Origin of the sequence: Clostridium ragsdalei P11, from assembly GCF_001675165.1 — a bacterium.
Taxonomy (GTDB): domain Bacteria; phylum Bacillota; class Clostridia; order Clostridiales; family Clostridiaceae; genus Clostridium_B; species Clostridium_B ragsdalei.
Window position 1 is genome coordinate 1 of the sequence record NZ_LROS01000030.1, and the last position, 26,225, is coordinate 26,225.

30 protein-coding genes, 1 pseudogene and 1 riboswitch are annotated in these 26,225 nt (G+C 30.3%); of the genes and pseudogenes, 9 read left to right on the forward strand and 22 right to left on the reverse strand.

The features are described 5' to 3' along the window. Window positions 1-407: 407 nt before the first annotated feature. Both CLRAG_RS12885 and CLRAG_RS12890 read left to right on the forward strand, forming a co-directional pair. Window positions 408-740, forward strand: coding sequence for a PadR family transcriptional regulator (locus tag CLRAG_RS12885; protein WP_065078802.1), 333 nt, complete (start codon window positions 408-410; stop codon window positions 738-740). 3 nt (window positions 741-743) lie between these two features. Further along, window positions 744-1,493: a DUF2812 domain-containing protein gene (locus CLRAG_RS12890; RefSeq protein WP_065078803.1), complete on the forward strand. Its 750-nt coding sequence runs from the start codon at window positions 744-746 to the stop codon at window positions 1,491-1,493. 77 nt (window positions 1,494-1,570) lie between these two features. Here the strand turns inward: CLRAG_RS12890 and yjfF are convergent, their stop codons facing one another. The 17 genes and pseudogenes from yjfF to CLRAG_RS21115 all read right to left on the reverse strand — a co-directional run. Then, window positions 1,571-2,578 carry a galactofuranose ABC transporter, permease protein YjfF gene (gene yjfF, locus CLRAG_RS12895; protein ID WP_065078804.1) on the reverse strand — a complete coding sequence of 336 codons (1,008 nt, stop codon included), beginning with the start codon at window positions 2,576-2,578 and terminating at the stop codon, window positions 1,571-1,573. Then, window positions 2,575-3,624, reverse strand: a complete 1,050-nt coding sequence (locus CLRAG_RS12900; RefSeq protein ID WP_420808098.1) for an ABC transporter permease — start codon at window positions 3,622-3,624, stop codon at window positions 2,575-2,577. Before CLRAG_RS12900 ends, yjfF begins: the two co-directional genes overlap by 4 nt. Beyond that, on the reverse strand, window positions 3,617-5,146 hold the full coding sequence (locus tag CLRAG_RS12905) for a sugar ABC transporter ATP-binding protein (RefSeq protein WP_065078805.1): 1,530 nt from the start codon (window positions 5,144-5,146) through the stop codon (window positions 3,617-3,619). Before CLRAG_RS12905 ends, CLRAG_RS12900 begins: the two co-directional genes overlap by 8 nt. Before the next feature lie 77 nt (window positions 5,147-5,223). Continuing rightward, window positions 5,224-6,216 (reverse strand): ABC transporter substrate-binding protein, encoded by a 993-nt coding sequence (locus CLRAG_RS12910; protein WP_065078806.1) that lies wholly within the window; start codon window positions 6,214-6,216, stop codon window positions 5,224-5,226. A gap of 579 nt (window positions 6,217-6,795) precedes the next feature. Next, complete coding sequence (locus CLRAG_RS12915; RefSeq protein ID WP_065078807.1) at window positions 6,796-7,407, reverse strand: CDP-alcohol phosphatidyltransferase family protein; 612 nt, start codon at window positions 7,405-7,407, stop codon at window positions 6,796-6,798. Window positions 7,408-7,412: 5 nt separating this feature from the next. After that, window positions 7,413-7,955, reverse strand: coding sequence for a flavodoxin family protein (locus CLRAG_RS12920; RefSeq protein WP_167351574.1), 543 nt, complete (start codon window positions 7,953-7,955; stop codon window positions 7,413-7,415). A gap of 24 nt (window positions 7,956-7,979) precedes the next feature. Next, window positions 7,980-8,576 carry a TetR/AcrR family transcriptional regulator gene (locus CLRAG_RS12925; RefSeq protein WP_065078809.1) on the reverse strand — a complete coding sequence of 199 codons (597 nt, stop codon included), beginning with the start codon at window positions 8,574-8,576 and terminating at the stop codon, window positions 7,980-7,982. Window positions 8,577-8,880: 304 nt separating this feature from the next. Next, a complete protein-coding gene (locus CLRAG_RS12930) occupies window positions 8,881-9,609 on the reverse strand; it encodes a polymer-forming cytoskeletal protein (protein WP_065078810.1) in 729 nt (242 codons plus the stop codon). 19 nt (window positions 9,610-9,628) lie between these two features. Then, the gene (locus tag CLRAG_RS12935; RefSeq protein ID WP_065078811.1) at window positions 9,629-10,258 is read right to left on the reverse strand and encodes a YhbD family protein; all 630 of its coding nucleotides are present in this window, start codon (window positions 10,256-10,258) and stop codon (window positions 9,629-9,631) included. 146 nt (window positions 10,259-10,404) lie between these two features. Next, window positions 10,405-10,794, reverse strand: a complete 390-nt coding sequence (locus tag CLRAG_RS12940; protein ID WP_065078812.1) for a hypothetical protein — start codon at window positions 10,792-10,794, stop codon at window positions 10,405-10,407. 20 nt (window positions 10,795-10,814) lie between these two features. Next, entirely contained in the window at window positions 10,815-11,567 is a 753-nt protein-coding gene (gene fabG, locus CLRAG_RS12945) for a 3-oxoacyl-[acyl-carrier-protein] reductase (protein ID WP_065078813.1), read from the reverse strand. A 141-nt stretch (window positions 11,568-11,708) separates the two neighbouring features. Further along, window positions 11,709-12,515, reverse strand: coding sequence for an MBL fold metallo-hydrolase (locus CLRAG_RS12950; protein ID WP_065078814.1), 807 nt, complete (start codon window positions 12,513-12,515; stop codon window positions 11,709-11,711). Beyond that, window positions 12,512-13,015: a GNAT family N-acetyltransferase gene (locus CLRAG_RS12955; RefSeq protein WP_065078815.1), complete on the reverse strand. Its 504-nt coding sequence runs from the start codon at window positions 13,013-13,015 to the stop codon at window positions 12,512-12,514. Before CLRAG_RS12955 ends, CLRAG_RS12950 begins: the two co-directional genes overlap by 4 nt. Before the next feature lie 19 nt (window positions 13,016-13,034). Next, window positions 13,035-13,652 carry a GNAT family N-acetyltransferase gene (locus CLRAG_RS12960; RefSeq protein ID WP_065078816.1) on the reverse strand — a complete coding sequence of 206 codons (618 nt, stop codon included), beginning with the start codon at window positions 13,650-13,652 and terminating at the stop codon, window positions 13,035-13,037. 132 nt (window positions 13,653-13,784) lie between these two features. Further along, window positions 13,785-14,051, reverse strand: a complete 267-nt coding sequence (locus tag CLRAG_RS12965) for a CD3324 family protein (RefSeq protein ID WP_065078817.1) — start codon at window positions 14,049-14,051, stop codon at window positions 13,785-13,787. Window positions 14,052-14,164: 113 nt separating this feature from the next. Then, the gene (locus CLRAG_RS12970; protein WP_242872145.1) at window positions 14,165-14,941 is read right to left on the reverse strand and encodes an ATP-binding protein; all 777 of its coding nucleotides are present in this window, start codon (window positions 14,939-14,941) and stop codon (window positions 14,165-14,167) included. A 187-nt stretch (window positions 14,942-15,128) separates the two neighbouring features. Then, window positions 15,129-15,254, reverse strand: a pseudogene (locus CLRAG_RS21115) (ATPase); the annotation flags it as partial. 540 nt (window positions 15,255-15,794) lie between these two features. Between CLRAG_RS21115 and CLRAG_RS12975 the strand changes: the two are divergent. Together CLRAG_RS12975 and CLRAG_RS12980 are read left to right on the forward strand one after the other, a co-directional pair. Continuing rightward, window positions 15,795-16,607 (forward strand): MerR family transcriptional regulator, encoded by an 813-nt coding sequence (locus CLRAG_RS12975; protein WP_065078818.1) that lies wholly within the window; start codon window positions 15,795-15,797, stop codon window positions 16,605-16,607. A gap of 211 nt (window positions 16,608-16,818) precedes the next feature. Further along, window positions 16,819-17,217, forward strand: coding sequence for an SRPBCC family protein (locus CLRAG_RS12980; protein ID WP_065078819.1), 399 nt, complete (start codon window positions 16,819-16,821; stop codon window positions 17,215-17,217). 14 nt (window positions 17,218-17,231) lie between these two features. Here the strand turns inward: CLRAG_RS12980 and CLRAG_RS12985 are convergent, their stop codons facing one another. The 3 genes from CLRAG_RS12985 to CLRAG_RS12995 all read right to left on the reverse strand — a co-directional run bounded on the left by CLRAG_RS12985 (window position 17,232) and on the right by CLRAG_RS12995 (window position 19,248). Continuing rightward, on the reverse strand, window positions 17,232-17,759 hold the full coding sequence (locus tag CLRAG_RS12985; protein WP_242872146.1) for an AAA family ATPase: 528 nt from the start codon (window positions 17,757-17,759) through the stop codon (window positions 17,232-17,234). A 6-nt stretch (window positions 17,760-17,765) separates the two neighbouring features. After that, on the reverse strand, window positions 17,766-18,308 hold the full coding sequence (locus tag CLRAG_RS12990; protein ID WP_065078820.1) for a nitroreductase family protein: 543 nt from the start codon (window positions 18,306-18,308) through the stop codon (window positions 17,766-17,768). A 61-nt stretch (window positions 18,309-18,369) separates the two neighbouring features. Further along, window positions 18,370-19,248 carry an AraC family transcriptional regulator gene (locus CLRAG_RS12995; RefSeq protein ID WP_065078821.1) on the reverse strand — a complete coding sequence of 293 codons (879 nt, stop codon included), beginning with the start codon at window positions 19,246-19,248 and terminating at the stop codon, window positions 18,370-18,372. A gap of 155 nt (window positions 19,249-19,403) precedes the next feature. On the opposite strand from CLRAG_RS12995, the gene CLRAG_RS13000 reads away from it, so the two are divergent. The 4 genes from CLRAG_RS13000 to thiM all read left to right on the forward strand — a co-directional run bounded on the left by CLRAG_RS13000 (window position 19,404) and on the right by thiM (window position 23,212). Continuing rightward, complete coding sequence (locus CLRAG_RS13000) at window positions 19,404-20,858, forward strand: MFS transporter (RefSeq protein WP_065078822.1); 1,455 nt, start codon at window positions 19,404-19,406, stop codon at window positions 20,856-20,858. A 134-nt stretch (window positions 20,859-20,992) separates the two neighbouring features. Continuing rightward, on the forward strand, window positions 20,993-21,430 hold the full coding sequence (locus CLRAG_RS13005) for a GNAT family N-acetyltransferase (RefSeq protein WP_065078823.1): 438 nt from the start codon (window positions 20,993-20,995) through the stop codon (window positions 21,428-21,430). Window positions 21,431-21,473: 43 nt separating this feature from the next. Then, window positions 21,474-21,579, forward strand: a riboswitch (TPP riboswitch). A 288-nt stretch (window positions 21,580-21,867) separates the two neighbouring features. Next, on the forward strand, window positions 21,868-22,437 hold the full coding sequence (gene thiW / locus CLRAG_RS13010) for an energy coupling factor transporter S component ThiW (RefSeq protein WP_065078824.1): 570 nt from the start codon (window positions 21,868-21,870) through the stop codon (window positions 22,435-22,437). Continuing rightward, the gene (gene thiM, locus CLRAG_RS13015) at window positions 22,415-23,212 is read left to right on the forward strand and encodes a hydroxyethylthiazole kinase (protein ID WP_065078835.1); all 798 of its coding nucleotides are present in this window, start codon (window positions 22,415-22,417) and stop codon (window positions 23,210-23,212) included. Before thiW ends, thiM begins: the two co-directional genes overlap by 23 nt. A 47-nt stretch (window positions 23,213-23,259) precedes the next feature. Here the strand turns inward: thiM and CLRAG_RS13020 are convergent, their stop codons facing one another. After that, window positions 23,260-24,678, reverse strand: a complete 1,419-nt coding sequence (locus tag CLRAG_RS13020) for a MerR family transcriptional regulator (RefSeq protein WP_065078825.1) — start codon at window positions 24,676-24,678, stop codon at window positions 23,260-23,262. A 115-nt stretch (window positions 24,679-24,793) separates the two neighbouring features. Next, window positions 24,794-25,231, reverse strand: a complete 438-nt coding sequence (locus tag CLRAG_RS13025) for a GNAT family N-acetyltransferase (protein WP_013240132.1) — start codon at window positions 25,229-25,231, stop codon at window positions 24,794-24,796. Window positions 25,232-25,423: 192 nt separating this feature from the next. Between CLRAG_RS13025 and CLRAG_RS13030 the strand changes: the two genes are divergently transcribed. After that, a complete protein-coding gene (locus tag CLRAG_RS13030; protein ID WP_065078827.1) occupies window positions 25,424-26,215 on the forward strand; it encodes an alpha/beta hydrolase in 792 nt (263 codons plus the stop codon). Window positions 26,216-26,225: the final 10 nt, after the last annotated feature.

The following is a 26,225-nucleotide window of genomic DNA, read 5'->3' on the forward strand; positions in this document are numbered from 1 at the left end:
GTTCCACAAATGTAATCATTATTTTTAAAATTGGCAACTTAGTTGCTCTATTTGTTATGCACTTTTTTAAGAGGCTAAAAAATGAAAAAACCTTTAAAATTGTATTGACTTCATATAGTTAGTCTCTTTTCAATAATTTTAATATGATTAAGTAATTATCAGTTGATAATATACTTTTATTTTATGATATATTATTAATCTATTATTATCAATATATAAAGCATGATTTTCTACTATGATTTATATTATCAACTGATAGTATAAATCATATATATTTACACATTTATTCCATAATCACACACATATTATTGCAACCTACTAATGAGTAATAAATAATTGACATGTATATCATTTAATGATATAGTATATTAAATCATATGTCATTTAATGATATATAGGAGGTAAAAATGGCTAGAACTAATTCTTTAGAAATGGGTGAACTTACAGACACCTACTATTATATTTTGCTATCTTTAATAAAACCTAAACATGGCTATTTGATTATGAAATCCGTTGAAAAAATGTCAGAAGGCAAGTTTTCAATAGGTCCTGCATCTTTATATACAAGTATAAAAAAACTTCTTGATGCAAAACTCATAAAACTTACAGAGGAATCAGATCAAAAAAAAGTTTACATTGCTACAGATAAAGGCATTCAATTTTTAAAAAATGAAGTTGAAAGGAAACGTAAGATGGTTCAAATTGCAGAAGAAATATTTAACAACGAGGAGATGTTATAGTATATGTCCAACACAAAATATGTTATGAGCAAAGGAGTAGCTTTTGGAGAAGAGGAAGAAATGGAAATGCTCTCTGATTATGCAAGTAAAGGCTGGGTTTTATATAAATTTAGCTTTATGGGATACAAACTCAAAAAAGCTAAACCTGAAAAACTGCAATATTCTCTAGATTATAGATATAATGCAGATGAAGAATACTTTTCATACTTTAAAGAAGCAGGATGGAATCATATATGTTCTGCATCAAATTCAATGCATATATTCAGTGCCCCTGAAGACACAAAACCAATTTATACAGACAGTGATACCAAATCAGAAAAATATATAAGCCAGTATAAATTAGCTAAAAAAATCACAGTGCCATCACTTTTATGCTTTATTGTATGCTCTATTTTATTTACTATTTTAGTATCACTTGCTAAATATAATTATATACCTCACATATATATAAAAATTTTTGGTGTTATTTTAATACCTACATTAATAATAACATTAATAATAACTATTGTTACAGGACTACCTTGTATATCTTATTACACTACATTAAATAGAATTAAAGATGGTTCTTCAACTCATGTAAATCATAAAGCATTAAAAAAGTTATTAGATACATTAGCAACAATTGCAACTATATTAGTAATATCTCTGTTCCTTTTAAGCCTATTTAACATTATAATTATAAAAATGGTAGGATTTTTGTTAATTGGCCTAATTGCTTTCATAACTTGTCTATTAAGTACGTTCGTAAAATAGAAAATAAACTAAATAAAAGGTGAACAATTATGAATTGAACACCTTTTATTTTATCCTAACTTTAAATATAAAACTCATCAGCTTATAACAACCTTTTTCTTTTCTTCTCTAATAACAATAATTCTCTGCAGTGCAATAAATATAAATAGCAACATTCCTACTGCAATCTTTGTCCACCAAGAATTAAGATTTCCTTGAAACATTATAAGACTTTGAATTATACCCATAGTTAAAACACCAAATACAGGTCCTATAGGATATCCTGATCCCCCTGTTAGTAATATTCCTCCTATTACACAAGCTGCAATGGCATCCATCTCCGTTCCCATACAATGTAAACCGTAACCTGATAGTGTATATAAAGTAAATAACAGCCCAGCTAAAGAAGAACAAAAACCAGATACAGTATAAACAAGAATTTTAACTTTTCCAGTATTTAGGCCCATTAGCATAGCTGAATTTTCATTTCCGCCAATTGCATATACGGTTCTACCAAACCTCGTATACTTTAATACAAATATAGCAACTGCAGCTACTATCAAACTAACAATTACATTAATGGATATAGCTACACCTGGCCCAATGGGTATTCTAAAACCTGAAATAGCAGTAAATACCGGATTTTTAATACTTATAGTATTTATACTTATAACATAACTTGATCCTCGTGCAAAAAACATACCTGCTAATGTTACAATCCATGGGTGAAGATCAAATTTTTCTACTAATATCCCCTGAACTGTTCCAAATACAATTCCTACAATTAAAACAAAAATCATAACCAAAAATGGATTAACTCCATTTTGCAATAAACTTGCAGTAATCATACTTATAAAAGCTATCATAGAACCTACAGAAAGATCTATTCCACCTGTAATAATAACAAAAGTCTGACCAATAGCTAAAACTATTAAATAAGCATTATCTATAAAAAGGTTTGCTAATACTTGTCCTGAAAAAAATCCACTAAACATAACAGATCCAATTAAAAATAATACTATAAACAAACCAATTGTAGCGTAAATCGAAATAAATGATGAATTTAATTTAAAAATTTTCTTCTTATTAGTTAACCCTTTTATCATACACGAGCCACCTCTTTTTCAGGTTTACTTTTAGTTGTATTATTTTTTGATTTCTTTCTTACTAGCATTTTTCTAAATGCCTCAGATTGTATAATACAAACTATTATAACTACTATAGCTTTAACTACAAGAGTAATTTCTGGAGCCACTCCCATACTATAAATGGTTGTTGTTAAGGCTTGTATAAATATTGCTCCTACTACTGTTCCTCCTAAATAAAATCTACCACCTGCCATGGAAGTTCCTCCAATAACAGTAGCTAATATAGCATCTAATTCCATCCATAATCCTACATTGTTTGCATCTGCACTCTTTATATTAGAGCATAAAATAATGCCTGCAATACCTGCAAGAATGCCAGATATAATATACAGTGAGAAAATAACTTTTCGTGCCCTTATACCACAGTATTTGCTAGCACTGCTATTTACACCTATAGATTCAACAAATAAACCTAATGCTGTCTTTCTAATAAGTAAATAAATTGCAAAAACAATTACAGCAGCAATAATTATTGCCACAGGTAAAAAAATATATCCTGTTCCTATAAAAATAAATGACTTATTAGTAAATGTTAGTATTTGGCCACCTGTAATAAGTTGGGCTATACCTCTTCCAACTATGTATAGAATAAGGGTAGCAACCATAGGCTGGATTTCAATATAAGCTACCAAGAAACCATTCCATATTCCACAAAGTACTCCTACTATTGCTCCTGATAACACTGCCTCTGGAACAGAACCACCTCCAACTATAACTGTTGCGGAAGCAGAAGCACTTATAGCAATTATAGATCCAACAGAAATATCTATTCCTTGAGTGGCAATAACTATTGTCATACCTAAAGATATTAATATAAGTGGTGCTGAATGATTAAGTATATCTATTACATTTCCAAATAAGTGTCCATCCCTAATTGTTATATTAAGAAAACCTGGTCTTACTAAAAAATTCAATAAAAGCAGCGCAATTAATGCTGCTACCGGCCAAAATATCTGCATATGATAAAATTTCATAAATATATTGGAAGTTTTAGTATTATGCACTAATATTGCCTCCTTCCGCAATAGTCTTAAGTATATTAGATTCTTGTACCTCTTCTCCTGCTAACTCCCCTATAATTTTTCTATCTCTAAGTACAAGCACCCTATCGCAGCAACTTTCTATTTCTGAGAGTTCAGAAGATATAAATATAATTGACATGCCCTTTTTTGCCAGTTTTATAATTAATTTTTTTATTTCATCCTTGGCACCTACATCGATACCTCTCGTAGGTTCGTCTAAAATTAAAACTTGAGGATTTGTGGCAAGCCATCTTGCCAGTATAACCTTTTGTTGATTTCCACCACTCAAATTGTCAATTCTCTGTTCTATACTAGGAGTTTTAATATTTAGGAGTTTAACATACTTTTCAGCAATTTCCTGCTGCTTTTTCATTGGAATATATTTAAATATTCCTTTAATAGATTGCAGGGCCAAAATTATATTTTCTCTTATAGTTAGTTCTCCAACTATGCCTGCTGCTTTTCTATCTTCCGGACAAAGTCCTAAACCTTCCTGAATAGCTTTTTGAGGATAAATATATGAATATTCCTTGCCATCAATGATCAATGTTCCATGATCTGATTTATCTATACCAAACAACAATTTAGCACATTCAGTTCTTCCAGAACCTAAAAGTCCTGCTAGTCCAAGTACTTCACCTTTTTTTATATTCATACTAAAAGAATCTATAGTTCCTTTTCTGCCAAATTGTTTAGTTTCTATCAAATTTTTATCTTCCTTACTGTAATAGTCATGAGATAATTGTTTATTTTCTTTTACCATTTCTTCGTACTTTTTTCCTATCATCTTCGAGATTAAATCCATTTGAGGTAAATCTTTTACAGCATAAGTTCCAACCAATTCTCCATTTCTAAGTATTGTTATCCTATCTGAAATTTCATAAACCTGATCTATGAAGTGAGTTACAAACACAATTGACATGCCTTCAGATTTTAACTTTCTTATAATACTAAATAACTGTTTAACTTCATTACTATCCAAGCTAGACGTAGGTTCATCAAGTATTAATATTCCACTTGATATATCTACAGCTCTTGCTATAGCCACCATTTGCTGAATTGCAACAGAATAACTAGATAATAATTTTTTTACATCTATTTTTAAATTTAATCTATCTTCCAATAATTTTGATGCATTTTCATCCATGGTATTCCAATCAATAAATCCCCTTTTCATTGGTTCTCTTCCAATGTAAATATTCTCAGCTACAGTAATGTTTGGACACAAATTAACTTCTTGATAAACAGTGCTTATTCCATTTTCCTGAGCATCACGGGTTGATTTAATAATAATTTTTTTTCCATTTAAAATTATGCTTCCTTCATCTATTTCATAAACCCCTGTAAGCACTTTAATTAGAGTTGACTTTCCAGCTCCATTTTCCCCCATAAGAGCATGTATCTCACCTTTTTTAAGTTGAAAATCTACATTAGAAAGAGCTTTAACCCCGGGAAAAGATTTGCATATACCTTCCATGTTAAGAACAATATCGCTTTCATCCATTAATTTCACCCCCATTTATAAAAATTTCATAATGTATGAATGTGGAATATCCAATTCATACATTATGATTTACAATTCTAATATTTTCTATTAGGTAATTCTTTTTTAGCTTGATCTTGAGTAAATACACCCTCTTTAGTGTGTACAATTTTGTCCTTAAGTTTGCCACTCAATACTTGTTTTGAAGTTTCTACTAATTGAGGTCCTAAAAGAGGATTGCACTCAACTATACCATTTGACTTTCCATCAGCCATTAACTTGAACATATCTTTAATACCATCAACAGAAACTATAAAAATATCTTTTCCTGGTTTTTTACCATATTCCTCTATAGCTTGTATAGCTCCAACTGCCATATCATCATTGTGAGACCACAAAACATTAATTTTATCTCCATCAGATTTCAAAAATGCTTCCATAACTTCCTTACCTTTTGCACGAGTAAAATCACCAGTTTGTGATTTTATGATTTTATAGTTTGGACAGTCTTTTATAGTTTCATTGAAACCTTTTTGACGTCCTATCATAGCTGTTGATCCAACAGTACCTTGCAGCTCTGCTATGTTAAGCTTTGCATCTTTCCCAAATTTATCAATTACGACTTTAGCTGCTCTCTTACCTTCCTCTTCCATATCTGACCCAAGAAAAGCTGTAACAAGAGAATTATCTGCTACTTTTACATTTCTATCTACTATAACAACTGGTATTTTAGCATTTTTTGCTTCTTTCAATACTGTATCCCAACCAGTTTCTACTACAGGATCCAATGCAATTATATCAACCTTTTCAGCTATAAAAGATCTTATAGCTTTTATTTGATTTTCTTGTTTTTGCTGACCATCAGAGAACTTCAGTTCAAAGTTTGGATCTAATTTAGGGATTTCCTTAATGGAACTAGTTTCTGCTGTTCTCCAACCACTTTCAGCTCCAACCTGTGCAAAACCAATTACCTTTTTCTTGCTTGATGAATTCGATGAGCTTGTCTGCTGGCTTGCGCCGCCGCATCCAGCAAATATACCAACTGTTAAAACTGCTGTTGCTGCTAAAGCAGCAATCTTCTTAAATTTCATATTTCTTTCCCCCCATTATATTTATTTTTATTTCAAAAAACCCAGGATATATAAAAACATCCAAACCATATATGTAAAGATTTGATTTTTTTATATAATTAGGATTATTTCTTTGTATATTTCTCCTGCATTTTTGAAATCAACCAATTAATGTTTTGAAAGCGATTACTTAAATATAATAATAATATTTATTGGTACAAATGTCAATTACTTTCATATATTATTATTTATTACCTTAATTCAATATTATACTAATACAATTATTTCAATAAAATACATATATTTTTACTAAAATAAAAAATTCTTAGAAAATAATTTCATAAGTACTATTTATTGGTATAAATTCCGGATTATTTTACTCTTATTGGTGTTAATTTATAACATATATTATATATTTATACCTATGAATTATATTAACATTTATTACAATAAATATTATATTTTATTTCAAAGCGATTAACTAAACAAAAAGGTGGTCCTTAAAATAACATTTAAATATACAATTGAAGTTGATTTGGGATTATTATCCACAAGAATTGTAAAAGATGGTATGATGAGAGGACAACCCGCATGCATGGGTTAAATTGTGGAACCATCATGCTTCACAGCTTGTCTTCTCTTAATTTGAATACATAAGATTATTCTTTGAAATAAGGATATTAGAGAAATTATTGTGCTCATATATGTTAAAAACAGGGCGAGAAAAATACATCTACCATTTAAATATTCATTCATGAAAAGTACAATAAAAGGCATTATATAAAATGAAATAGCAGCTGCTCTTCCCATAAAATCAAATACAAAAGTTTTATTCTTTTCTAACTTATACTTATTCATGATTTTAGAAGTTACAAAGAAATCAATAATCTTTACTATTATTACAATTAAAAACCACCAGGCAATAAGTTTATATTTTATCAGTATTCCTGTAGCACACAATATAAACAAAAAGTCTGCTAAAACATCAAGAAAACTTCCAAAACTTGAAACTGATTTAAAATACCTGGCAACTTTTCCATCTATAAAGTCAGTTACATATATTGCAAAAAGAATCATTACTAGATAAGTAAATAACTCATCATTTCCATCTAAAGCAAGTTTTTTATTCAAAAATAAAGTAAATATTCCTGTTAAAACTACCCTTAGCAAAGTAATGAAGTTAGGAACTGCATACCTTAAATATTTTTTCATTATCTCTACTCTCCAGCTAAATTCTTTATTGCATCTGCTGCCCTAGTTGTTTGTCCTTTTAAAAGTTTTATATCTTCAACTTTGTCTGCTCCTTTTGCTAATTGCACTAAGGGATCTATTTCTTTTGTTACCTTATTATCACCACCAGTTGAAAATATCATAATCCTTTTATTTGAAAAATCTTTAATTGTTTTCATATAGGATTCCAGCACCGTTGAATATTTTCCAACATAAATAGGAGTTCCAAAAACAAGTACGTCATAGTTAGAAATGTCATAGTTTAATTCTTGAGATGGGTAATTAATTGTAACTTCATAGCCTGATTTTTGCAAAGTTTCTGCTATACTGCTTGCCATAGTTGATGTTAACTTAGTTCTTGATGGCTGATAAATAACCAGTGCTTTTTTACTACTGCTGCTTGAAAGTAATTTTTTTTCACTGCTCTTATGAACTATTGCATTAGCATTTACTGCCCATTTAAAAAATAAAATGGTTCCCACTATAATAACAACTAACAAAATTAATACAACCTGTAGTACTCTTTTCATTATAATCCCTCCATTTGACATAATTTATTTTCTGATGACTAATTCTTGAAACAGCTGCTTGAGATTTGATAAAATTTTAGCTTTAGTGTCTTCTTTACTAACCCTAAGTCTTCGCTTGTTAATCCACAGAGAAATTTCGCCGTGTAAGTAAGCAAAGAATACATCACTTACAAAGCTTGCCCTTTCTTCTGATAACTTGCCCCTAGCTGCTTCTAAAATATTTTTATCAAATTTCTTTCTTGCATTTGTCACTATGTTCATTACTTCACTGGAAGGCTCTCCACCTATGGATTCCATCCGAAGAAGTTTGTACAATCCAATATGATCTAATGAAAAATCAATAAAATTAGATAGGAGCACATAATAATCTTTTTCTGGATCATCTTTAAAAGTTAAATTATGTCTTGAATAATTTATCATCTTGATCAATACTTGTCCCAAGGCTTCCCAAAGTATTTCGCTTAAGCTGCCAAAATAGTTATATAAGTTTGTATGAGCACATCCTACCTTTTTAGCTATATCTCTCAATGTAACATTTTTAATTCCTTCATTTTGGTCTACTAATTGCAAAGTTTTTTCTAAAATAATCTCTTTAGTTATTTGGCTTTTATCAGTCTTCATCCTAATTCACCATCCCTATTACCAGTGGTAATTACCATTGGTAATATAATAGCATCACAAAATTTGTATGTCAACATTTTTTCATTCTACTGCCTCTAACTCTAAAGTATGAATTATAAATAGCGCCTTCTAAGTGCTAAAAGCACTTAGAATTCTGTTAATAAGCATCAGATGGAGTTAAAACTCCATCTGATGCCAAGAGCTCTGTTTATTTCCAAGCCAGCTCAAACTTCTTTCATATCTTTCTACTTTAAATAGTAAATAGTTCTACTAACCTGAGAGTTTACTTCTTTTCATTATTTCTTTAATTATCAGCTATTTTTTTACAAACTATCTTAGAATTTTTGCCAACATCTACTTTATTTCTATATTCCACTGTCTCGATATCACAGTTAGCTCCTATAGTAACATTATTTCCTCTTACTACTTTTGCACATGTATTTTCAAGATAAATATCATCTCCTTCAATTGTGCCTGTTACAAGTCTTGCTGAATTTGAGAAAAGATTTATCATCTTCATGAAAAAATGGCCTTCTCCTAATTTAACACTTATATTTTCTCCGCCTATATCTTTTACTGTACATTTTCCATACATTTCTATATCTATATTTCCTGCATTTAATAATCCGTCTATATTAAAGCCTCCTCTTGCATTAAAATTTTCTGCTTCACAATCTCCACTTATGGATGCTGAACCTGATATTGATATTTCTTCCGTATGCAAATTACTATCCATACGGGAAGATCCACTTATCTTAACTTTTTTTGCAGTAACACTGCCTACTATATGAGAAGATCCACTTACGGTTATTTCTTCACAATCAAGATTTCCACATATTTTAGTACTGCCGCTGATTTTAGTTATTTTACTTTTTAAATTTCCGCTCACATTAGAAGATCCTGATACTTTATAAGAGCTGCACTCTATATCCCCATTCATTTTAGCAGTCCCACTTATTTTAACTTCGTCATACTTTCCACCTCTAATTATTCCAGCTCCAGAAATTTTTACATCTTGCAAATTCTCTTCCATTTTAAAACTCTCCTTTATTTTATAATGTTAATTTTGATTTTAATTGTTCCACACATTCCCCTGCATTTATCTTTAATACAAGTATGGCTTCAATTTCAACATATACTTCATTTGGTATCAGCATTAAAAAACATACAGCAACTCCAAGCTTCCTTATAAGTACTACATCACAATATCTTCCATAAAATTTCTCATAGTTTTTTTCCAGAGTATCGAGTACTAATTTAGCTTCCTCCAAACTCACTTTACCAGATTTTAAAAACCTATCTACTATAGTCATAAACAGCAGTTCATTAAAATTGAATTCACTGTTTTCTTTATGAACATCTTTATATAATGTAAAAGTAGATTGTGAAACAACGTTACGTGATGATATGTCACTTTCTTTTAAAATCACTTTCGAAAGATTTGGCGAAAATATGTTTGCAAGCTCATCTAAAGATACGTCATCTTTAAAATTCTTGATCTTTTCTACTCTATCCAGTATTTCCACCCTTGGGAAAAATGTTTCCTGACCTGTAAAGCTGGACCTTTTTATAAACCATTCCTCAGGTATTAATTTTTTTCTCTTCCATCTATACAATTGGCCATAGGAAATACCTGTTATTTTAAGCAATTCTTTTTTAGAAATTAGATTTTCCTCTTCCATATTTTCATTCCTCTCAATAATTTCTTTTTCAAAAACAGTGTAACATAACATTGTTACGTTAGCAATAGTTATTTTACTTAAAATAAAAAATTCACCTTAAAGCAATACCTGCTAAAGGTGAATTTAAATAAGACTTCATTAAAATCCTATGTATTATTCTTTTTAAAAACAATATCCATAAAGGACATTCCAAATGCCAACGATAATGACATACATATTCCACTAAGCAAACTTCTATTTGTAATTCCAAATATATAATAAAAAATACAATCCAAAATAGAAAACAAGGCAAACAGTAAAATTAATCTCAAAGTTCTCTTTTTTACCTCAATCCATTTCAATTTTTTTAAATTTATTACAGCTGCTAATAACATATATAATATATAAAAAAATGTAAAAAAGAGATATGCCATTAAAAACTTAGCAGCAAATTTATTTCTTATACCCCTATAGGCAATAAAAAATGAAATTGCAGTGCTTATCAGAAACACTATGTTTATTATTCTCGTAAAATATGTCATTAAATTTTTTTTCATATTATCCCTCATATATCTTATTACATAGCCATTCCACCATCTACATTGATTACCTGACCTGTAATATACTGGCACATATTTGAAACAAGAAATAAAACTGCATTTGCTACATTTTCTGCTTTTCCGTAAGCTTTCATTGGAATTTTAGACAGCATCTCTTCAGTTACCTTATCAGAAAGTACAGATGTCATATCTGTTGAAATATATCCTGGAGCAACGGCATTTACAACTATACCACGACCTGCCAGTTCCCTTGCAGTTGCCTTTGTAAACCCAATAACTCCTGCTTTTGAAGCAGCGTAATTTGCCTGACCAACATTCCCTATTATGCCTACAACACTTGCTATATTTACTATGCTTCCTGATCTTTGCCTTAACATCTGTTTTGATACAAGCTTAGTACAGTTAAATGTACCGGTAAGATTTGTATTTATTACTTTATCCCAATTTTCTTTTTTCATGGTCATCACTATACCATCACTTGTAACACCTGCATTATTTATCAATATATCTATCTTTTTAAATTTTGCAATTATAGATTTTACAACTTCTTTTGTCGATTCTTCTGAACTCACATCATGTTTTAATCCCAGGACTTCAACACCATAAGCTGATGATATTTCATCTGCCGCTTTTCTTGCTCTTTCTTCATTAGTTCCCGTTACTACTATTTTTACTTTTTCTGCTGCCAATTTCTCTGCAATAGCTCTTCCAAGCCCCCGAATACCTCCAGTTATTAAAGCTACTTTATCCGTTAAACCTAAATCCATCATGTTCATCCTCCTATTTGCAATAATGGCCACCCTGCCTCTCCCTTTAGACGTGAGATAACAGCTTATATGCCACTAAATAATTTCTTAATAAAATACTAGTGGTAATTATATCATACTTTATGTATCAAATAAATCCAAAATTCACCAGCTTATTTCCAACCCCACTCCTACTTCCTTTATAGGTAAATATTTATGCATTTCTGCTTTAACAGCAAAGGAGGTACAATGGCATGGGTACAACTCTTTCACATCGTTTTTTCTTAGATATTCAATAGTTTTTCTAACCCCGGAGTTAACTTGAAACAAATGAAATCCACCTATAATTCCAAGTACCCTGTTGTCACTGCAAACTTTTTTTGCATATTCCACTATATTGCATATGCCACTGTGAGAACATCCTGTTATGACATAAATGCCCTTTTCACTTTTATACAAAAGTGCCGTATCATCCATTACATAATCATCAACTAAAGTTTTCCCTGAAGCCTGCTTTCCTATAGGTTTTTTATTTTCAAAGTCATTTGTTCTTGGTATCTCTCCTAAAAAGGTTATATGTTTGCTAATTTTTTTAGGTTCTTTGGAAAGAATCAAATTACATTTTTCTTTTAGCTCTTCTTCCAAAATAGGAGAACAAATTTTTAAATCTCCATCTATTTTTTTCTTAAATGCATCGGGGTGGGCAAGTATTGAAATTCTATTTTTACAGTTTTTTTCAAAGTAATATTTAAGTCCCCCTGTATGGTCATTATGTCCATGTGAAACAGCAATTATATCTATGTTCTTTAAATCCACCCCTAATGCAGCTGAATTTTTCAAGAATATATCAGAATAACCTGTGTCAAATAAAATCTTAGTGTCTTCATCTTCAATATAATATGAAACAGCAGGTTCTCCAAAATAATATCTATCTATATAGGTGTTGTTATCTACTAAAACTTTTAGCTTCATTTTTTCATCTCCCAAAAATAATTTTCACTGTCTTCATTATATTTTATAAAGCCACTCTTTTGCAAAACTTTTTGGGACGCAATATTTTTCTTTTCCGTCTCTGCAATAATTCTTAAAGTATTTTTTTGATTCATTGCCCATTTGCAGATTGATTTCACTGCTTCTGTCATATAACCTCTACACCTGTATTTTTCATTAACGCCATATCCGATTTCAACAGTTCCACTGTCATCAGGGCGTCCCATAAAACAAGCACTTCCAATAGACAAATTGTCTTCTTTCAATATGATCTGCCAATTTGTATACCAAAAATAATCTTTCGCATGTTTTTCAGCTTGCTTATAAAGCTCTTCCATTGCTTCCTGAGTATGTTCATCTAACTGTTCACCTGAACTATTTAATTCAAGTGCCTTTTCCATACTGTCTACTCCAATTAAGAGAAGTTTGAATTGCTCCAAGTTCAAGGGACATATAGTCAGTCTTTCCGTCTCCAGTTTCATTTTATATATTCTCCTTAATTTACTGTTTTTGATTTAACTGAGTATCTGTTATCAGTTTTTCTTTATATGGGAACTCTTTTTCAAAAGCCTCCAGTTCCTTCTTTTTTATCTCAAAAACTTTATCTGCATAGAATTTGCCTAAAATACCAGCTAGAGCCCCCTTATAAAGTTCTAGCACCATAAATTCTTCAAAATTTTCACCTGAAGATGTTTGAATACCATATTCTTTTGCATTTTTAAAGCCAAATCGATGATAATACTTTGGATTTCCAAATATGATTATAGCTTTATATCCTAACTGCCCTGCTTTTTCAATAGAGTGATTCATGAGCAAAGAACCAATTCCAAGTCCTTGATATGAAGGCCGTACTGAAATTGGCCCCATACACAAAATTTCAAATTTTCTATTTTTATCATCCACTATTTTTGCCTTTGAATAGATTATGCTCCCTACAATTTTATCACCATCTATTGCCACAAAACTCAGCTCTTTTATAAATGCAGATACTTTTTTTATATTATGGACAACTAAGTGTTCGTCACATCCTGGTTTGTACACATTCCAAAATGCTTCCCTTGTCATATATTCTACAGTTTTATAATCTTTTTCTTCTTCCAATCTAATTGATACGTTCATTTTACCAACCTCAATTTCTTTATAATTCTTTAAATATATTGTAATTATACTATGTGCAGCTGAAGCAGATAACCTCCAAAACTTTTCAGAATTAAAAAATCGCCTTCAGCTTTCTGCCAAAGACGATTTTAATTATTTCATTTTTGATAAAATTTTTTGTATGGTTTTAGGGGCTAGATAGTATGTTTCAGAAAGGTAGTCTATAGATGCTCCCTTTCTGTATTTACTGTAGATTTCAAGGTTTCTGTAAAATAACATATTCCTGCTGCCGCTTTTCTCTCCCCAGGTTTTTCTGTTGCATTGTTTTCTTGGTATATAGATATATTCGCCATCAATGTAATCCTGAATTTGAGATACAAGTTCTAATGGCAATACATCTGCTGCTTTTTTATAGCCCAATTCCGTGCTCCTCCTAATATATATTTTTAGGATTGTGCAGAGGCTATTTTATATTGTGCAATAGCCCCTGCTATGCACACACAATCAATGTTAACACAAAAATGCTCCTTTCTTTAAACTTTATATATAGTTAAAATAAATTCTTCTCCTGATTCTTGCAAAACCGGTTCCCTAGCACCAATATCTTTCATCGTTTTAATTATCATAGGAATTCCCCTACCCAACTGATCTATGTATCTCATATTTTCCATATATTTTACTAAAAATGGATTTCTTGCATAGGATACTCCTATTTTCATTTTTTCAATAGTAACAGTATTAGGTAATTTTCCTGGACTATGAAATTCAATACGATCATCAAACATAAAAATTCTTATTTTAGATCCCAAAATACTATAATTTCTATGGACAAGAGAATTTACAATAGCTTCTCTAAGTACCAACGCAGGATATTCTTCTTTTTCCTGCCTCTTTAGTTGATTAATGGTTGATGGATTTTTTATATTATTTTTTAGTATAACTAACATTTGATCTGCTATGTCTTGCAATCTTCCGCACACTACTTTTTTATCTATAAGATCATCTATTATTTCATTTCCATTAAAATGTGCAAAACTAATGCCATTTTGAGGCATTACATTATCAATGTTTTTTCCAAATATAAGCAGTCCTCCTACGGAACATGTTACATTTCCATCTATTTGCTTTAATATATCTGCATTGATCAATATTCTCTCTATGCTCTTCTTATCTTCTTCATACAAGTCAAAAGTATTATATTTAAAGAAATAATCTCGTATTATGTCTAAATTCAAGTCTTTTATAGAGGTGTTATTAACTGGCGATATGTCAAAGTGAATACTTCCATTAGCTTCAAATATCCCTATCATATTCATTCTCTCCATTTTCAATAGTACTCAATAATTTCAATTTATCCATAAAGAATTTCATCCTTAATTTAAATATAGTAACTACATTATTATATCATATTTATTAAACACTTATTCCTCATTTTGGAAATATCATTTATTTAAATACATACATACTATGTTAAAGTTCAATCCACAATAAAATAGCCATCCTTGCTACCATTTCATCTGTATTTATTCTTTCTTCATTTTTATTTCTTTCAAAATAAACGGACTTATATATTGATGTATTTCCAACACCATTAGCACCAGTAAATATAGTATATGTAGCTATTTTTCTAACCTATTATTCTTTTAAGTCCCAATACGAATATTTTAAGAATTGTTCATATAAGTTATTTTGTTTATCTGTTTTCTCCATATTAATTTCTCAAACAGATAATACTTTTATTATATTCTAATACATGGCTTATATAAATAATTTTCTGCAAGTGTACATTCCATGTTAAGGTTCAACCACAGTAAAATAGCCATTCCTTATTTTCATTATAACCCTAAAACCCTTAATAATAAAGGCATCAGCTGAAAATTTTCCAACCGTTTTTCAATTTTCATAAACTCAGCCAAAAAAGTGCCTCAATTCATTACATACCAATGCATTGAATCACATTTTACCTTCAAAGAGGTTGGAAAAAATCTGACCTGTATACTATCGAAAACATTAGGTAAGTCTTTCATTTAATAAAATAGCCTCTTATATAGTATTTTAGTTCATTTAATGTTAAAGTATAAAAATAAAATATTGACTCTAACATGGTGTGAGGCATTATTCTTAAATTGTAATTAGCAGTGATATTTTTAGGGAGTTGATTCTATGTTTAAAATTGGAGATTTTTCTAAACTAACAATGGTATCTGTACGTATGCTTCGATATTATGATGAGGCAGGACTTTTTAAACCTGCTCAAATAGATACCTTAACTGGATATAGGTATTATTCAGCTAAGCAAATTACTAAACTTAATCTCATCGTTTCCCTTCGTGATATGGGGTTTAATGTATCTGATATAGCGATTGCTATAAATGAGCAATCTGATGAGAAATTGAAAGACATTTTAAAACAAAAAGAAGCTGAAGTGAAAAATAGTATTAAAGCTGAAGAAGAAAAACTAAGAAAAATCAATGCTAAAATTAAGAATTTGAAAAAGGAGAGAGTCAATATGAATTATAACGTTACACTAAAATCAGTACCATCATATAAGGTTATCTCATTAAGAGATACTATACCATCCTATGATGTAGAAGGAATCCTCTGGCAAAGGTTAGGTGAATATATCCAAGATAAAAAGATTTCTTGTACTAATATTGCTTATGCCACCTATCACGATGAAGATTATAAAGAAGGACCAGCTGATGTGGAAGTTGCAGTTGTTGTTGAAAAATTATTAAATGATGCTGATGGTTTTACTTTCAAAGAAACTGCACCAATAGACCAGGTTGTAAGCATCTTAGTTCCAGGTGAATTTTCAAATATTGCTCCTGCATATAATTATCTTGGACAATGGATTGAAGAAAATGGATACAGTATATGTGGTAGTGCCCGTGAATTACCTCTAAAAGGACCTTGTAATGAAGCAAACCCTAGTGATTACTTAACTGAAATACAAGTCCCAGTAAAAAAATTATAAACGGTGTTCTTGGCATCAGATGGAGTTTTAACTCCACCTGATACACTTCATTTGAATTCCCATCCATTGAATTTAAATGACTTAAAGCATCCCTATCCCCCAAATCAGTTGGAAAATGATCAACAAAATATAGTAATATATTGTATAAAATAGTATAATTTATTTGTACAGTATACGATAAATAGTAAATTTATAAGGGAGAATGTGTATTATGAAGGAATCAACTATTACAACGACATTTAAATCAGATATTAAAAAAGTATGGGAAGTAGTTACAAACAACAATAAATATGAGTGGCGAAGCGATTTAAGTAAAATTCATGTTTCAGAAGACGGAAACTATTTTACAGAATATACAAAAAATAATTTTCCTACTAAATTTAACATTACCTTAAAAAAGCCTTATGAGCGATATGAATTTGACATGTCTAATAAAAATATGAAGGGTCATTGGATTGGAACTTTTAGTCCTGCTAATAATGGTACCCAGATTGAATTTACAGAAAAAATATCAGTAAATAATCCTATAATGAATTTGTTTGCAGGTTTGTATCTAAAAAAACAGCAGTCACTTTATATAGCAGATTTAAAAAAGGAATTAGGTGAATAAATTTCATATTACTTTTATGTTGCTATGATGCGTTTATACATTATTTCTGCTGCATCTTTTGCTGAAATTTCATCTACATCTATTTTATCTGTATCCATTTTTAGATAATTGTTTAACCTGGGCACACTTCTATCAATGACATCTTCTGTTCTGGTTCCATTTTCAATATCTTTTGTAATTCGTTCAATTAATGATTTTTCTGAACATATAAGAGAAAACTTATACACCTTACAGCCCTTCTCGTTTATTCTAGATAATACATCATCAAGAATACTTTGCATATGCATTACCCAACAAAATATAATATTTTCATACTCCGAACATGAAATGAAATTATTTAGCATATATGTAATATTATCAATTACCATCCTTTTAGTTTCATCTGTAACGATGAAGGGTGACATATTCCAGCACCAATCACCATCAAGGAAGACACATTTAGGCAGCAGTTTTTGTAATTCTTTACTTGCTGCTGTCTTTCCTACACCCATTGTTCCATTTATGAGAATAAGGTTTTTTGTCATTTTACCCTTGTCATTCATAATCAATTACTTCCAGCTTTCATAATGTATAATTTCTTCCAGTTTCTTTCGTGGACGAGGTTTAGGCTTTTCATCTGCATAACCAAGTGTGACAATTCCAACTACATATTTATCCTCAGGTATATTTAAAATTGGTCTTATTTCATTTTGTACAAACCATCCAACCCAGCAAGTACCTAATCCCAGGTTATCAGCTCCAAGCAATATATGTTCTACAGAAATTGAAGTATCTCTAATTATCTGTTTAAGTTCCTCTTCCGGACTGTTTTCATCTAATGATACAGCTATTTTCTCATCTATTCTGCAGCGTATATCTGCTACACAAGCAATAAAAACTGGAGCAGAAAGCATCCATTTCTGATTATGACATACTCGTGATATTTTTTGCCTATTTGATTCTGATTTTACCACAATAAAATGCCACGGTTGAGTATTACTTCCTGATGGAGCAAGCCTTGCACCTTCAATCAACTGCAGTATTTTTTCATTTTCAACTTCTCTATCTATGTATTTTCTTATACTTCTGCGTGCTGAAATCTCTTCAATCATATCATCCGCTTCCCTTCTTAATAATTATTTTAACATATCTTTATCCTTCAAACTTTTTTAACTATGAATTACTACAGAAATTTTTTCTAAAATTCAGCGGTGATACATTTTTAACTTTTTTATATATACGACTGAAATAATTTACATCACTAAATCCACAATTTAGTGCTATTTCTGTTATATTTAAATCAGTTTTTTGCAGCAATAAATCTGCTTTTTGTATTCTAAGATTATTTATGTAATTCGTTAGAGATCTACCTGTAATTTGTTTAAATGTCCTGCAAAAATGCTCTTTACTAATATGAGCCATTTCTGAAATTTCATCTAAAGTTATCTTTTCAGTAAAATTTTCGTTGATGTACAAAAATATATTTTTTAATCTGTTTAGATTATCAACTCGACAGTTAAATTGCTTTGCTGTTAAAATTTTTTCAACATATTTTCTGAATAGCAGTACAATAATCTCATATATATATGCTTTTACAGCCAGTTCATATCCAAGCCTTTTTGAAAAATACTCCTCAATAATTTTATCTGCACAATTGAGTATTTCCTTATCATTTCTAACTAGATTTTTAAATAAAATAAGGTTCTTTGCCAGCGGTACCATAAACTTGGTCTGACAGGAATCCATCTGACTACTAAAGAGAAATGAAAGGTCAACCCTTATAATATAATATATTAAATTATCACATAAGCTTTCACAGTAATGAAGTTCATTGCTGTTTACAATTATAAAATCCCCAGCTTTTACATGAATACTTTTATAATTGCACCTGATCAAAGCACTACCATGGATAAAATAAAAAAATTGAAGATGCTCATGCCAATTTTCTTCAAATGTAGCTCCCAGCTTGTTAACTTTTACTTCGAATATATCTACAAAAAAATTTTTATCGGGCATGTCTTTATAATAATAATTAATTGGGGATTTATTCATAATTGCAGCACCAACCTATATCAATATAGTACTAATATTAATCAATATATTCAATGAAATTCAATACTTATATTGTTATTATATATCTAGATGTTTCACTAGTAAATATCAATAAAATACTACTGTTTTAAAAAGAAAGGGGTTATCTAACTAACATGGAATATAAAAATAAATACGGAATCTTACTTGTTGTTATATCTATGACTTTTATGTCCTGTCTTGTCTCTAATATTGTGAATGTAGCTCTACCTGTAATGTCAAAAAAACTTTCAGTACCCATGGTGTCTATAGAATGGGTTGTAGCAAGTTATATCATCTCAATTTGCTCAACTATTTTAATATTTGGAAGACTAGGTGATATAATAGGCAAAATGAAGGTATTTAAATTTGGAATGGTTGTCTTTACTATCACTTCTTTCATGTGCGGCATTTCAACTTCATTTACAGAGCTTATTATATTTAGAATTATACAAGGCATTGGTGCTTCAGCTTACATGGCCAACAATCAAGGTATTATAACTCAGGTTTTCCCAAGAAATGAAAGAGGAAAAGCCCTTGGAATTTTGGCATCTTCTGTTGCCCTTGGAACTTTAATAGGATCACCTGCAGGTGGATTTATTACCTACTATCTAAGCTGGAATTATATATTTTTCGTCAATGTACCTATCGGGGTAATTGCATTTATCGCTGCTTTAAAAGTATTGCCTCATAGTAAAACCCAAAATAAAGAAATAAATAGTGAACTTGATGTAAAAGGATCAACCTTTATTTTCCTGTCAATGGTACTTTTATTTGGTTCCCTGATTCAAGGGCAGAAGGTCGGATATAAGAATCCTGTTATAATTACAATATTTATTGTATCCATTCTATTTATAGCAGTATTTATTGTATTAGAAAATAAAATAGAAAAACCTCTCATACAAATGAAAATTTTTAAGAACAATGTATTTTCTCTAAGCTTGTTTTGTGCATCTATTTCATTCATTTGTCTAAGTGCTTCAACAATTATAATACCTTTTTATCTTCAGGATGCAATGAAACTAAACTCTAATATAACAGGTCTTATAATGATGGTACAGCCGCTAGTCATGGCTGTGATTTCTCCGCTTTCAGGAAACTTGTCAGACAAAATAGGATCCAAGCTTTTAAGTTTTTTAGGACTCTTGCTTATGAGTATAAGTTTTATATTCCTGTCATTTTTAAATCAATATTCTTCTATAACAAAGATTATAATTTATATTGTTGTATTAGCTTTAGGACAATCACTGTTTCAACCTTCAAATAATTCACTCATAATGTCAACAGTTCCTAAAAATGAACTGGGAATAGCCGGCAGTGTCAATTCTCTTGTGAGAAACTTAGGACAAATTATAGGAATTATACTTTCCACGAGTCTCCTATATAGTTTCATGAGCATTAAAATTGGATATCGTGTGACAGATTATGTTACAGGAAGAGATGATATTTTTGTATATGGAATGAGATATGTATATATTGTTCTGACTATTGTATGTGCCTTCGGAGCAGTGCTCACTGCTTTTAGAATGCATAATAAAAAAAGCACACAAATAGATCAGTCATCTGCAGATGTACACGGTAAAAATTTTTAAGAATGGCCTTCTGTATAGTATTTATTTCAAAGCATTTTAAACAATATTTACAGCAGTAAAAGCAATAAAAAATGTAAAATTCTAAACTATAATATGATGTGAACTTAGAATTTAAAAAAGGAAGTGAAATAAATTTGGTTACTATAACTAAGATAACATATGATGATTTAAATGAATTATCAAATTTATATGAGGAACTTTTAGGTAAAAAAACGAATTTACAAAAATTCAAGGATAAGTTTACATTAATTAATTCAAATAAAAACTATATATTAATTGGAGCAAAAGATAGTGATAATAATTTAGTTGGCTCATTATTAGGTATTATTTGCCAGGACCTTGGCGGCGAATGTAAGCCATTTATGGTTGTTGAGAATGTAATTGTAAAAAATAATTGTAGAAGGATGGGAATAGGAAAGACTCTAATGACTTTTATTGAAAACTTTGCTAGGAAGAAAGACTGCTATTTTACCATGTTAGTATCGGCTTTCAAGAGGAAAGATGCTCATAAATTTTATGAATCAATTGGATATAACAATGATGTCGTTAAAGGATTTAAAAAATATTTATAATAAAGCAAAAAAAATTTGCATACATGGAAAACATATGGTATGATTTTCATAAAAAGGGAGCATGCTTAAGCATGCTGAGAGGAAGTATATGCTTCGACCTATAACTTGATTCGGATAATGCCGACGTAAGGAAATATTTAATTTATGCTGTTTTTGTATGTTTTATGAGTGTAGATGGAATGTGCCTTACAAGGTATGTTCCATTTTTTATATTTAAAAAGCATTGGGGGAGCGCCCGGGGCTTTAAAAAGTACAACTAAATAGCGAGGGAACTTGTGTTTCAAGGTGAGAGGAAGCTTTTGAGCTTCGACCGACCAATATGATTTGTCATATAGGGAATTGCTATTTGGTTACTCTAAAATTATGCCTACAATAATGATGTTTATTTCCTATGTGACAACTCTAGAAAATAAATATTATTATGGAGGTATTTTATTATGGAAAGAAACTCGAAACTATTAAAAAAACTTATGCTGGCAATGATGGTGGCAATGGGAGTTGTCATTTCGCCAATTCTTCGTATAGAAGGAATGTGTCCTATGTCTTCTGTTATAAATATTACATGTGCAGTTTTTTTTGGACCTTGGTATGCGCTGCTTTGTGCTGTTTGTATTGGAATTATAAGAATGTTTCTTATGGGAATTCCACCTTTAGCTTTGACAGGTGCTGTTTTTGGAGCTTTTTTAGCAGGATTTTTATATAGAATATCTAAGAATACTTTGATTTTTGCAGTTTTAGGTGAAGTTATCGGAACAGGTATTATAGGTGCTGTTGTCTCATCGCCTATTATGACATATTTCTGGGGCAAAAAAGGACTTTCACTTATATTTTATATTCCTTTATTCTTTACTGCTACAATTATTGGTGGAACAATTGCCTTTATTTTTTTAGGAGCATTAAGCAAAAATGGAATGCTTATAAAGATTCAGAAAGACTTGGGGGTAAAAGTCTATGACAAATCAACAGATACCGATAAACAACCTATTGCAAATAAAACGCAATGTTAAAATAAAAAAACCTCTTATTCATTATATTACAAATCCAATTTCAATAAATGATTGTGCAAATGTAATACTTGCTATTGGGGCAAAACCTATTATGGCCGAACATCCTCTAGAAGTTTCTGAAATTACATCTACCTCTAACGCACTTGGAGTTAACCTTGGAAATATAACCGATGTTAGAATGAAATCCATGTTGATTTCAGGTAAAACGGCTTTTAAAGAGAGGATTCCACAAGTAATTGATCTTGTTGGTGTTGGCTGCAGTAAATTGAGGCTTAATTATGCAAAAAAATTTATTTCTCAGTGTCATCCAGATGTCATCAAAGGTAATTTATCTGAAATAAGAGCAATTTGTGGTATAGAAAGCAATGCAAAAGGAATAGATGCAGGAGAATGTGATAGGATAACAGATGCTAACTTTGATGAAAATATAGAAATTGTAAAAAAACTATCCCTTAGAACAAATTCTGTTATTGCAGCTACTGGTGCAGTAGATGTAATAACTAATGGCAACGAAACATATTTAATAAAAAACGGCTGTGAAATGCTTTCAATGGTAACAGGTACAGGGTGTATGGTTACTGCACTTATAGCAAGTTATATTTCTTCCTTAGATATATTTGGTGGTACTATTTTAGCTGTATCGCTTATGGGAATATGCGGGAAACTTTCTCAGCATGTTACTGGTATAGGAAGTTTTAGAACTGATCTTATAGATAATTTATTTACAATTTCTGATAATACTATAATAAATAAAATAAAGTGCGAATTAAAATAAAAAAGCTTTAAAAATTTGAGAACGTACCTAAATCAAGTACGTTCCCTCTATTCTACCGGCATATAGTTATAAACAGCTGACTCCCTGGTACCTTTATAATCACTGCTGTATAACGTCAACACAGGAAACTTAACAATTTTATACGCCTGGGAAATGAATGTAATTAATGGTATTTCATTTTTCATAAAGCTCTTTAAATTTTTACTTCCTTCTGAAGTAGTATACCAGGCATGCTTATGAGAAGGTATAGTAAATACTTGCATATCTTTCGGTATTTGTTCGGCTTTTGAAACTTGTACCCCTACTATAAATGAAAATCTGAATTTGTGAATTAAAGTTTTAGGCTTTTCATATTGAGGAAGACTATCTATTCCATTTATTGTATAAATATCACCAGTATTTATTACATTGCTAATTTCATTAATTCTTTTTCTAAAATTCTCAACTAGTTTAGGTGTTTTGCCAGTGGGAATAATTTTTTTATATTCACAGCCAACAAAAGTCATTTCAGGTAAAGTAATTATCCCCATATTATTTTCAATTTCATCAGCACTAACCTTAGAACACTCTGTATACACTTTTTTCATTTCACAATTAACTGATGAAAGATTTTCTTGAAATTTTTTGTACTTTGAACTGAGTACCTTTAAATCTTCATCTATTAATTTAAGTAAATCGTTCATATATTTTATATTATCCTTAGAACTTGCATAACTTATAAACTGCTCTAATAATTTCAAATCAGTTTCGGTTAGCTCAGCATCATACAAATTATCTACATAATTTTGAATGTCTTCTTCATTCATTGAATAAAAATCTTTATCTCTATTTTTAATTATTTCTTCAAGCAAATTCCAATCAATTTCATCTGATTCCATGCTTTCTAATATTTCTTTATTAACTTTTAGCTCATGACTGTCGTCAAGTATTTTAACAAGATGAATCCAGGCATTTTCCTTTTCTCTGCTGTCAATTGGCTCATCAAGGTAATTTGAATACTTCAAACAGATGTATCTACCAAAAAATCCAGGAAAGATACGTATCAGCTCTTTTTTCATATATCCTTCTTTTTCTCTTTCACTCATGTCAAGACTTCTTTTTAGCAGCATCATGTCATCAGTAACTTTGCCTATATCGTAATTTGGAAAATTAATGTCATTTATGCACAGCTGGAAAATGTCCTTGGATCTTTCCATATTTAAAATTTCTGACTTTATCTTATTTAAATGTTCTGTAAATATCTTTTCCATTTCTTTAGGGTTCACTAATATTTCTCTTATCTTTTTTACTGGTATATCAAAGTTTCTTAAAACAGAGATTTGCTTTAATTTTTCAATATCTTCTTTAGTATAATCCCTGTAGTTATTTTCCTTATTTACTGAAGGACTGATAAGTCCATTTTCTTCATAATAGTTTATGGCTTTTTTTGTAAGAGATGTGATCTCCATAACTTCACTTATCTTCATTAAAAATTCCCCCTTAGATACTATTCATAGTATAAACCAGTACCCAAGGCATCAGTCAATAATCAATTTTTCATACATCCAAAATAGAATCCAGGCCATCAGGTATGGACAGTGCTCAAATAATATAATTTAATTCTTGGCACGGGTAATTAAAAACTGTAATAAATTTTCCTTCAATAAAACCTATACTCTGATACAATTTTCGTGCAGCTATACCTTTTACATCACCTTCACGGTAAGTTATCACTTTTAAATTTGTACCTTTAGGGAACAAATCAAACATATGCTGTATTAAATTTGTCGCAATTCCCTTCTTTCTGTGCCTTGGATGAATTGCAAGAAATGCAAGTTCACAATTCTTCCTTGAAAATATTAGTTCCCCTACTAATTCTCCTTTATCATTTTTTGCAATTAATGCCTCTTGATTCAAAATACTTTGGTGCAGCACATTTTTATATTCTTTTAAATCTAGTCCAGGAAAGCTTTCTTTAACAAGCTCCAGCAAATCTATCCAACTCTGAAAATCGCAGTTATCTGCGTAATCTACTTTCACAACCTTCACCTCTTTTTTGATACCTAATTTTTCTATAATAATAAGTTTATAAATCTTTCATGCCTATATTCTTATATCAAAATTGTGCTAAATTTCAGCAATACAATTCTTGCTTTATACCGCCAATACAATTATTATAATACAAGTACCTTCTATTAATGAACATAAAAATTTTTAAAGTGGTGATAAAAAGTGAAAAAATCAAAAGTAGAAAAAATAAATTTTTACAGTAATATACTTCGTAAAGAAATGGCTGTGTCGGTATATTTGCCTAAAGTCCATAATGACCCAGCTCCCCTGCCTGTATTATATTTTCTACATGGAAGAAGTGGAAATGAAAATATACTTCTTGAGCTGGGTATAGATACTAAAGCCGATGAAATGATAAATAGCGGAAAAATAAAACCTATTATAATTGTATGTCCAAGATATGAAAACAGCCGCGGCTTGAATTCATCCTTAATCTGTAAAGAAGTACCCGATCCCGTGAATAGCAATAGAGTCATAAATCTTGGAATGTATGAAGATTATTTTATAAAAGAAATAATACCCCTAACAGATAAAACCTTCAATACCATAAAAGATAGGGAAGGAAGATACATAGGTGGAATATCTGCTGGTGGCTATGCAGCCCTTCACAATGCCCTGAGACATCAATCTATGTTTTCAAAAGTTGGAGGACATATGCCTGCTTTAGAACTGAAACTTGAAGATGAAGACAAACCATATTTCAAAGACATGGATATATGGGAAAAATATGATCCCATACATATTGCCAGAGGCAGTAATATTTCTCCTGATATTGATGTATATCTTGACGCTGGAGATAAGGACGAAGGTGGTTTTTATGAAGGCTGTTCAATTTTACATAAAATATTGAAGGAAAAAGGCATAACTTCTCAAAATCATGTATTTTGTGGTAATCACAGTGCTGAATATATAAAATCAAATATTGAAAAATATCTACAGTTTTATGGACGCTAATATTAATTCT

Coding starts and splice junctions, on each gene's coding strand:
- CLRAG_RS12990 (WP_065078820.1), bottom strand. CDS start 18,308: ATGATTGAAGAGATTTCAGCACGCAGAAGTATAAGAAAATACATAGAT.
- CLRAG_RS12910 (WP_065078806.1), bottom strand. CDS start 6,216: ATGAAATTTAAGAAGATTGCTGCTTTAGCAGCAACAGCAGTTTTAACA.
- CLRAG_RS12935 (WP_065078811.1), bottom strand. CDS start 10,258: ATGGAAGAGGAAAATCTAATTTCTAAAAAAGAATTGCTTAAAATAACA.
- fabG (WP_065078813.1), bottom strand. CDS start 11,567: ATGATGGATTTAGGTTTAACGGATAAAGTAGCTTTAATAACTGGAGGT.
- CLRAG_RS12940 (WP_065078812.1), bottom strand. CDS start 10,794: ATGAAAAAAAATTTAATGACATATTTTACGAGAATAATAAACATAGTG.
- CLRAG_RS12890 (WP_065078803.1), top strand. CDS start 744: ATGTCCAACACAAAATATGTTATGAGCAAAGGAGTAGCTTTTGGAGAA.
- CLRAG_RS12960 (WP_065078816.1), bottom strand. CDS start 13,652: ATGAACGTATCAATTAGATTGGAAGAAGAAAAAGATTATAAAACTGTA.
- CLRAG_RS12905 (WP_065078805.1), bottom strand. CDS start 5,146: ATGGATGAAAGCGATATTGTTCTTAACATGGAAGGTATATGCAAATCT.
- CLRAG_RS12975 (WP_065078818.1), top strand. CDS start 15,795: ATGTTTAAAATTGGAGATTTTTCTAAACTAACAATGGTATCTGTACGT.
- CLRAG_RS12970 (WP_242872145.1), bottom strand. CDS start 14,941: ATGATAGGGATATTTGAAGCTAATGGAAGTATTCACTTTGACATATCG.
- CLRAG_RS12985 (WP_242872146.1), bottom strand. CDS start 17,759: ATGAATGACAAGGGTAAAATGACAAAAAACCTTATTCTCATAAATGGA.
- CLRAG_RS12955 (WP_065078815.1), bottom strand. CDS start 13,015: ATGAAACTGGAGACGGAAAGACTGACTATATGTCCCTTGAACTTGGAG.
- CLRAG_RS12925 (WP_065078809.1), bottom strand. CDS start 8,576: ATGAAGACTGATAAAAGCCAAATAACTAAAGAGATTATTTTAGAAAAA.
- CLRAG_RS12930 (WP_065078810.1), bottom strand. CDS start 9,609: ATGGAAGAGAATTTGCAAGATGTAAAAATTTCTGGAGCTGGAATAATT.
- CLRAG_RS12915 (WP_065078807.1), bottom strand. CDS start 7,407: ATGAAAAAATATTTAAGGTATGCAGTTCCTAACTTCATTACTTTGCTA.
- CLRAG_RS12920 (WP_167351574.1), bottom strand. CDS start 7,955: ATGAAAAGAGTACTACAGGTTGTATTAATTTTGTTAGTTGTTATTATA.
- CLRAG_RS12885 (WP_065078802.1), top strand. CDS start 408: ATGGCTAGAACTAATTCTTTAGAAATGGGTGAACTTACAGACACCTAC.
- CLRAG_RS12995 (WP_065078821.1), bottom strand. CDS start 19,248: ATGAATAAATCCCCAATTAATTATTATTATAAAGACATGCCCGATAAA.
- yjfF (WP_065078804.1), bottom strand. CDS start 2,578: ATGATAAAAGGGTTAACTAATAAGAAGAAAATTTTTAAATTAAATTCA.
- thiW (WP_065078824.1), top strand. CDS start 21,868: ATGGAAAGAAACTCGAAACTATTAAAAAAACTTATGCTGGCAATGATG.
- CLRAG_RS12980 (WP_065078819.1), top strand. CDS start 16,819: ATGAAGGAATCAACTATTACAACGACATTTAAATCAGATATTAAAAAA.
- CLRAG_RS13020 (WP_065078825.1), bottom strand. CDS start 24,678: ATGAAGATAAGTGAAGTTATGGAGATCACATCTCTTACAAAAAAAGCC.
- CLRAG_RS12950 (WP_065078814.1), bottom strand. CDS start 12,515: ATGAAGCTAAAAGTTTTAGTAGATAACAACACCTATATAGATAGATAT.
- CLRAG_RS13000 (WP_065078822.1), top strand. CDS start 19,404: ATGGAATATAAAAATAAATACGGAATCTTACTTGTTGTTATATCTATG.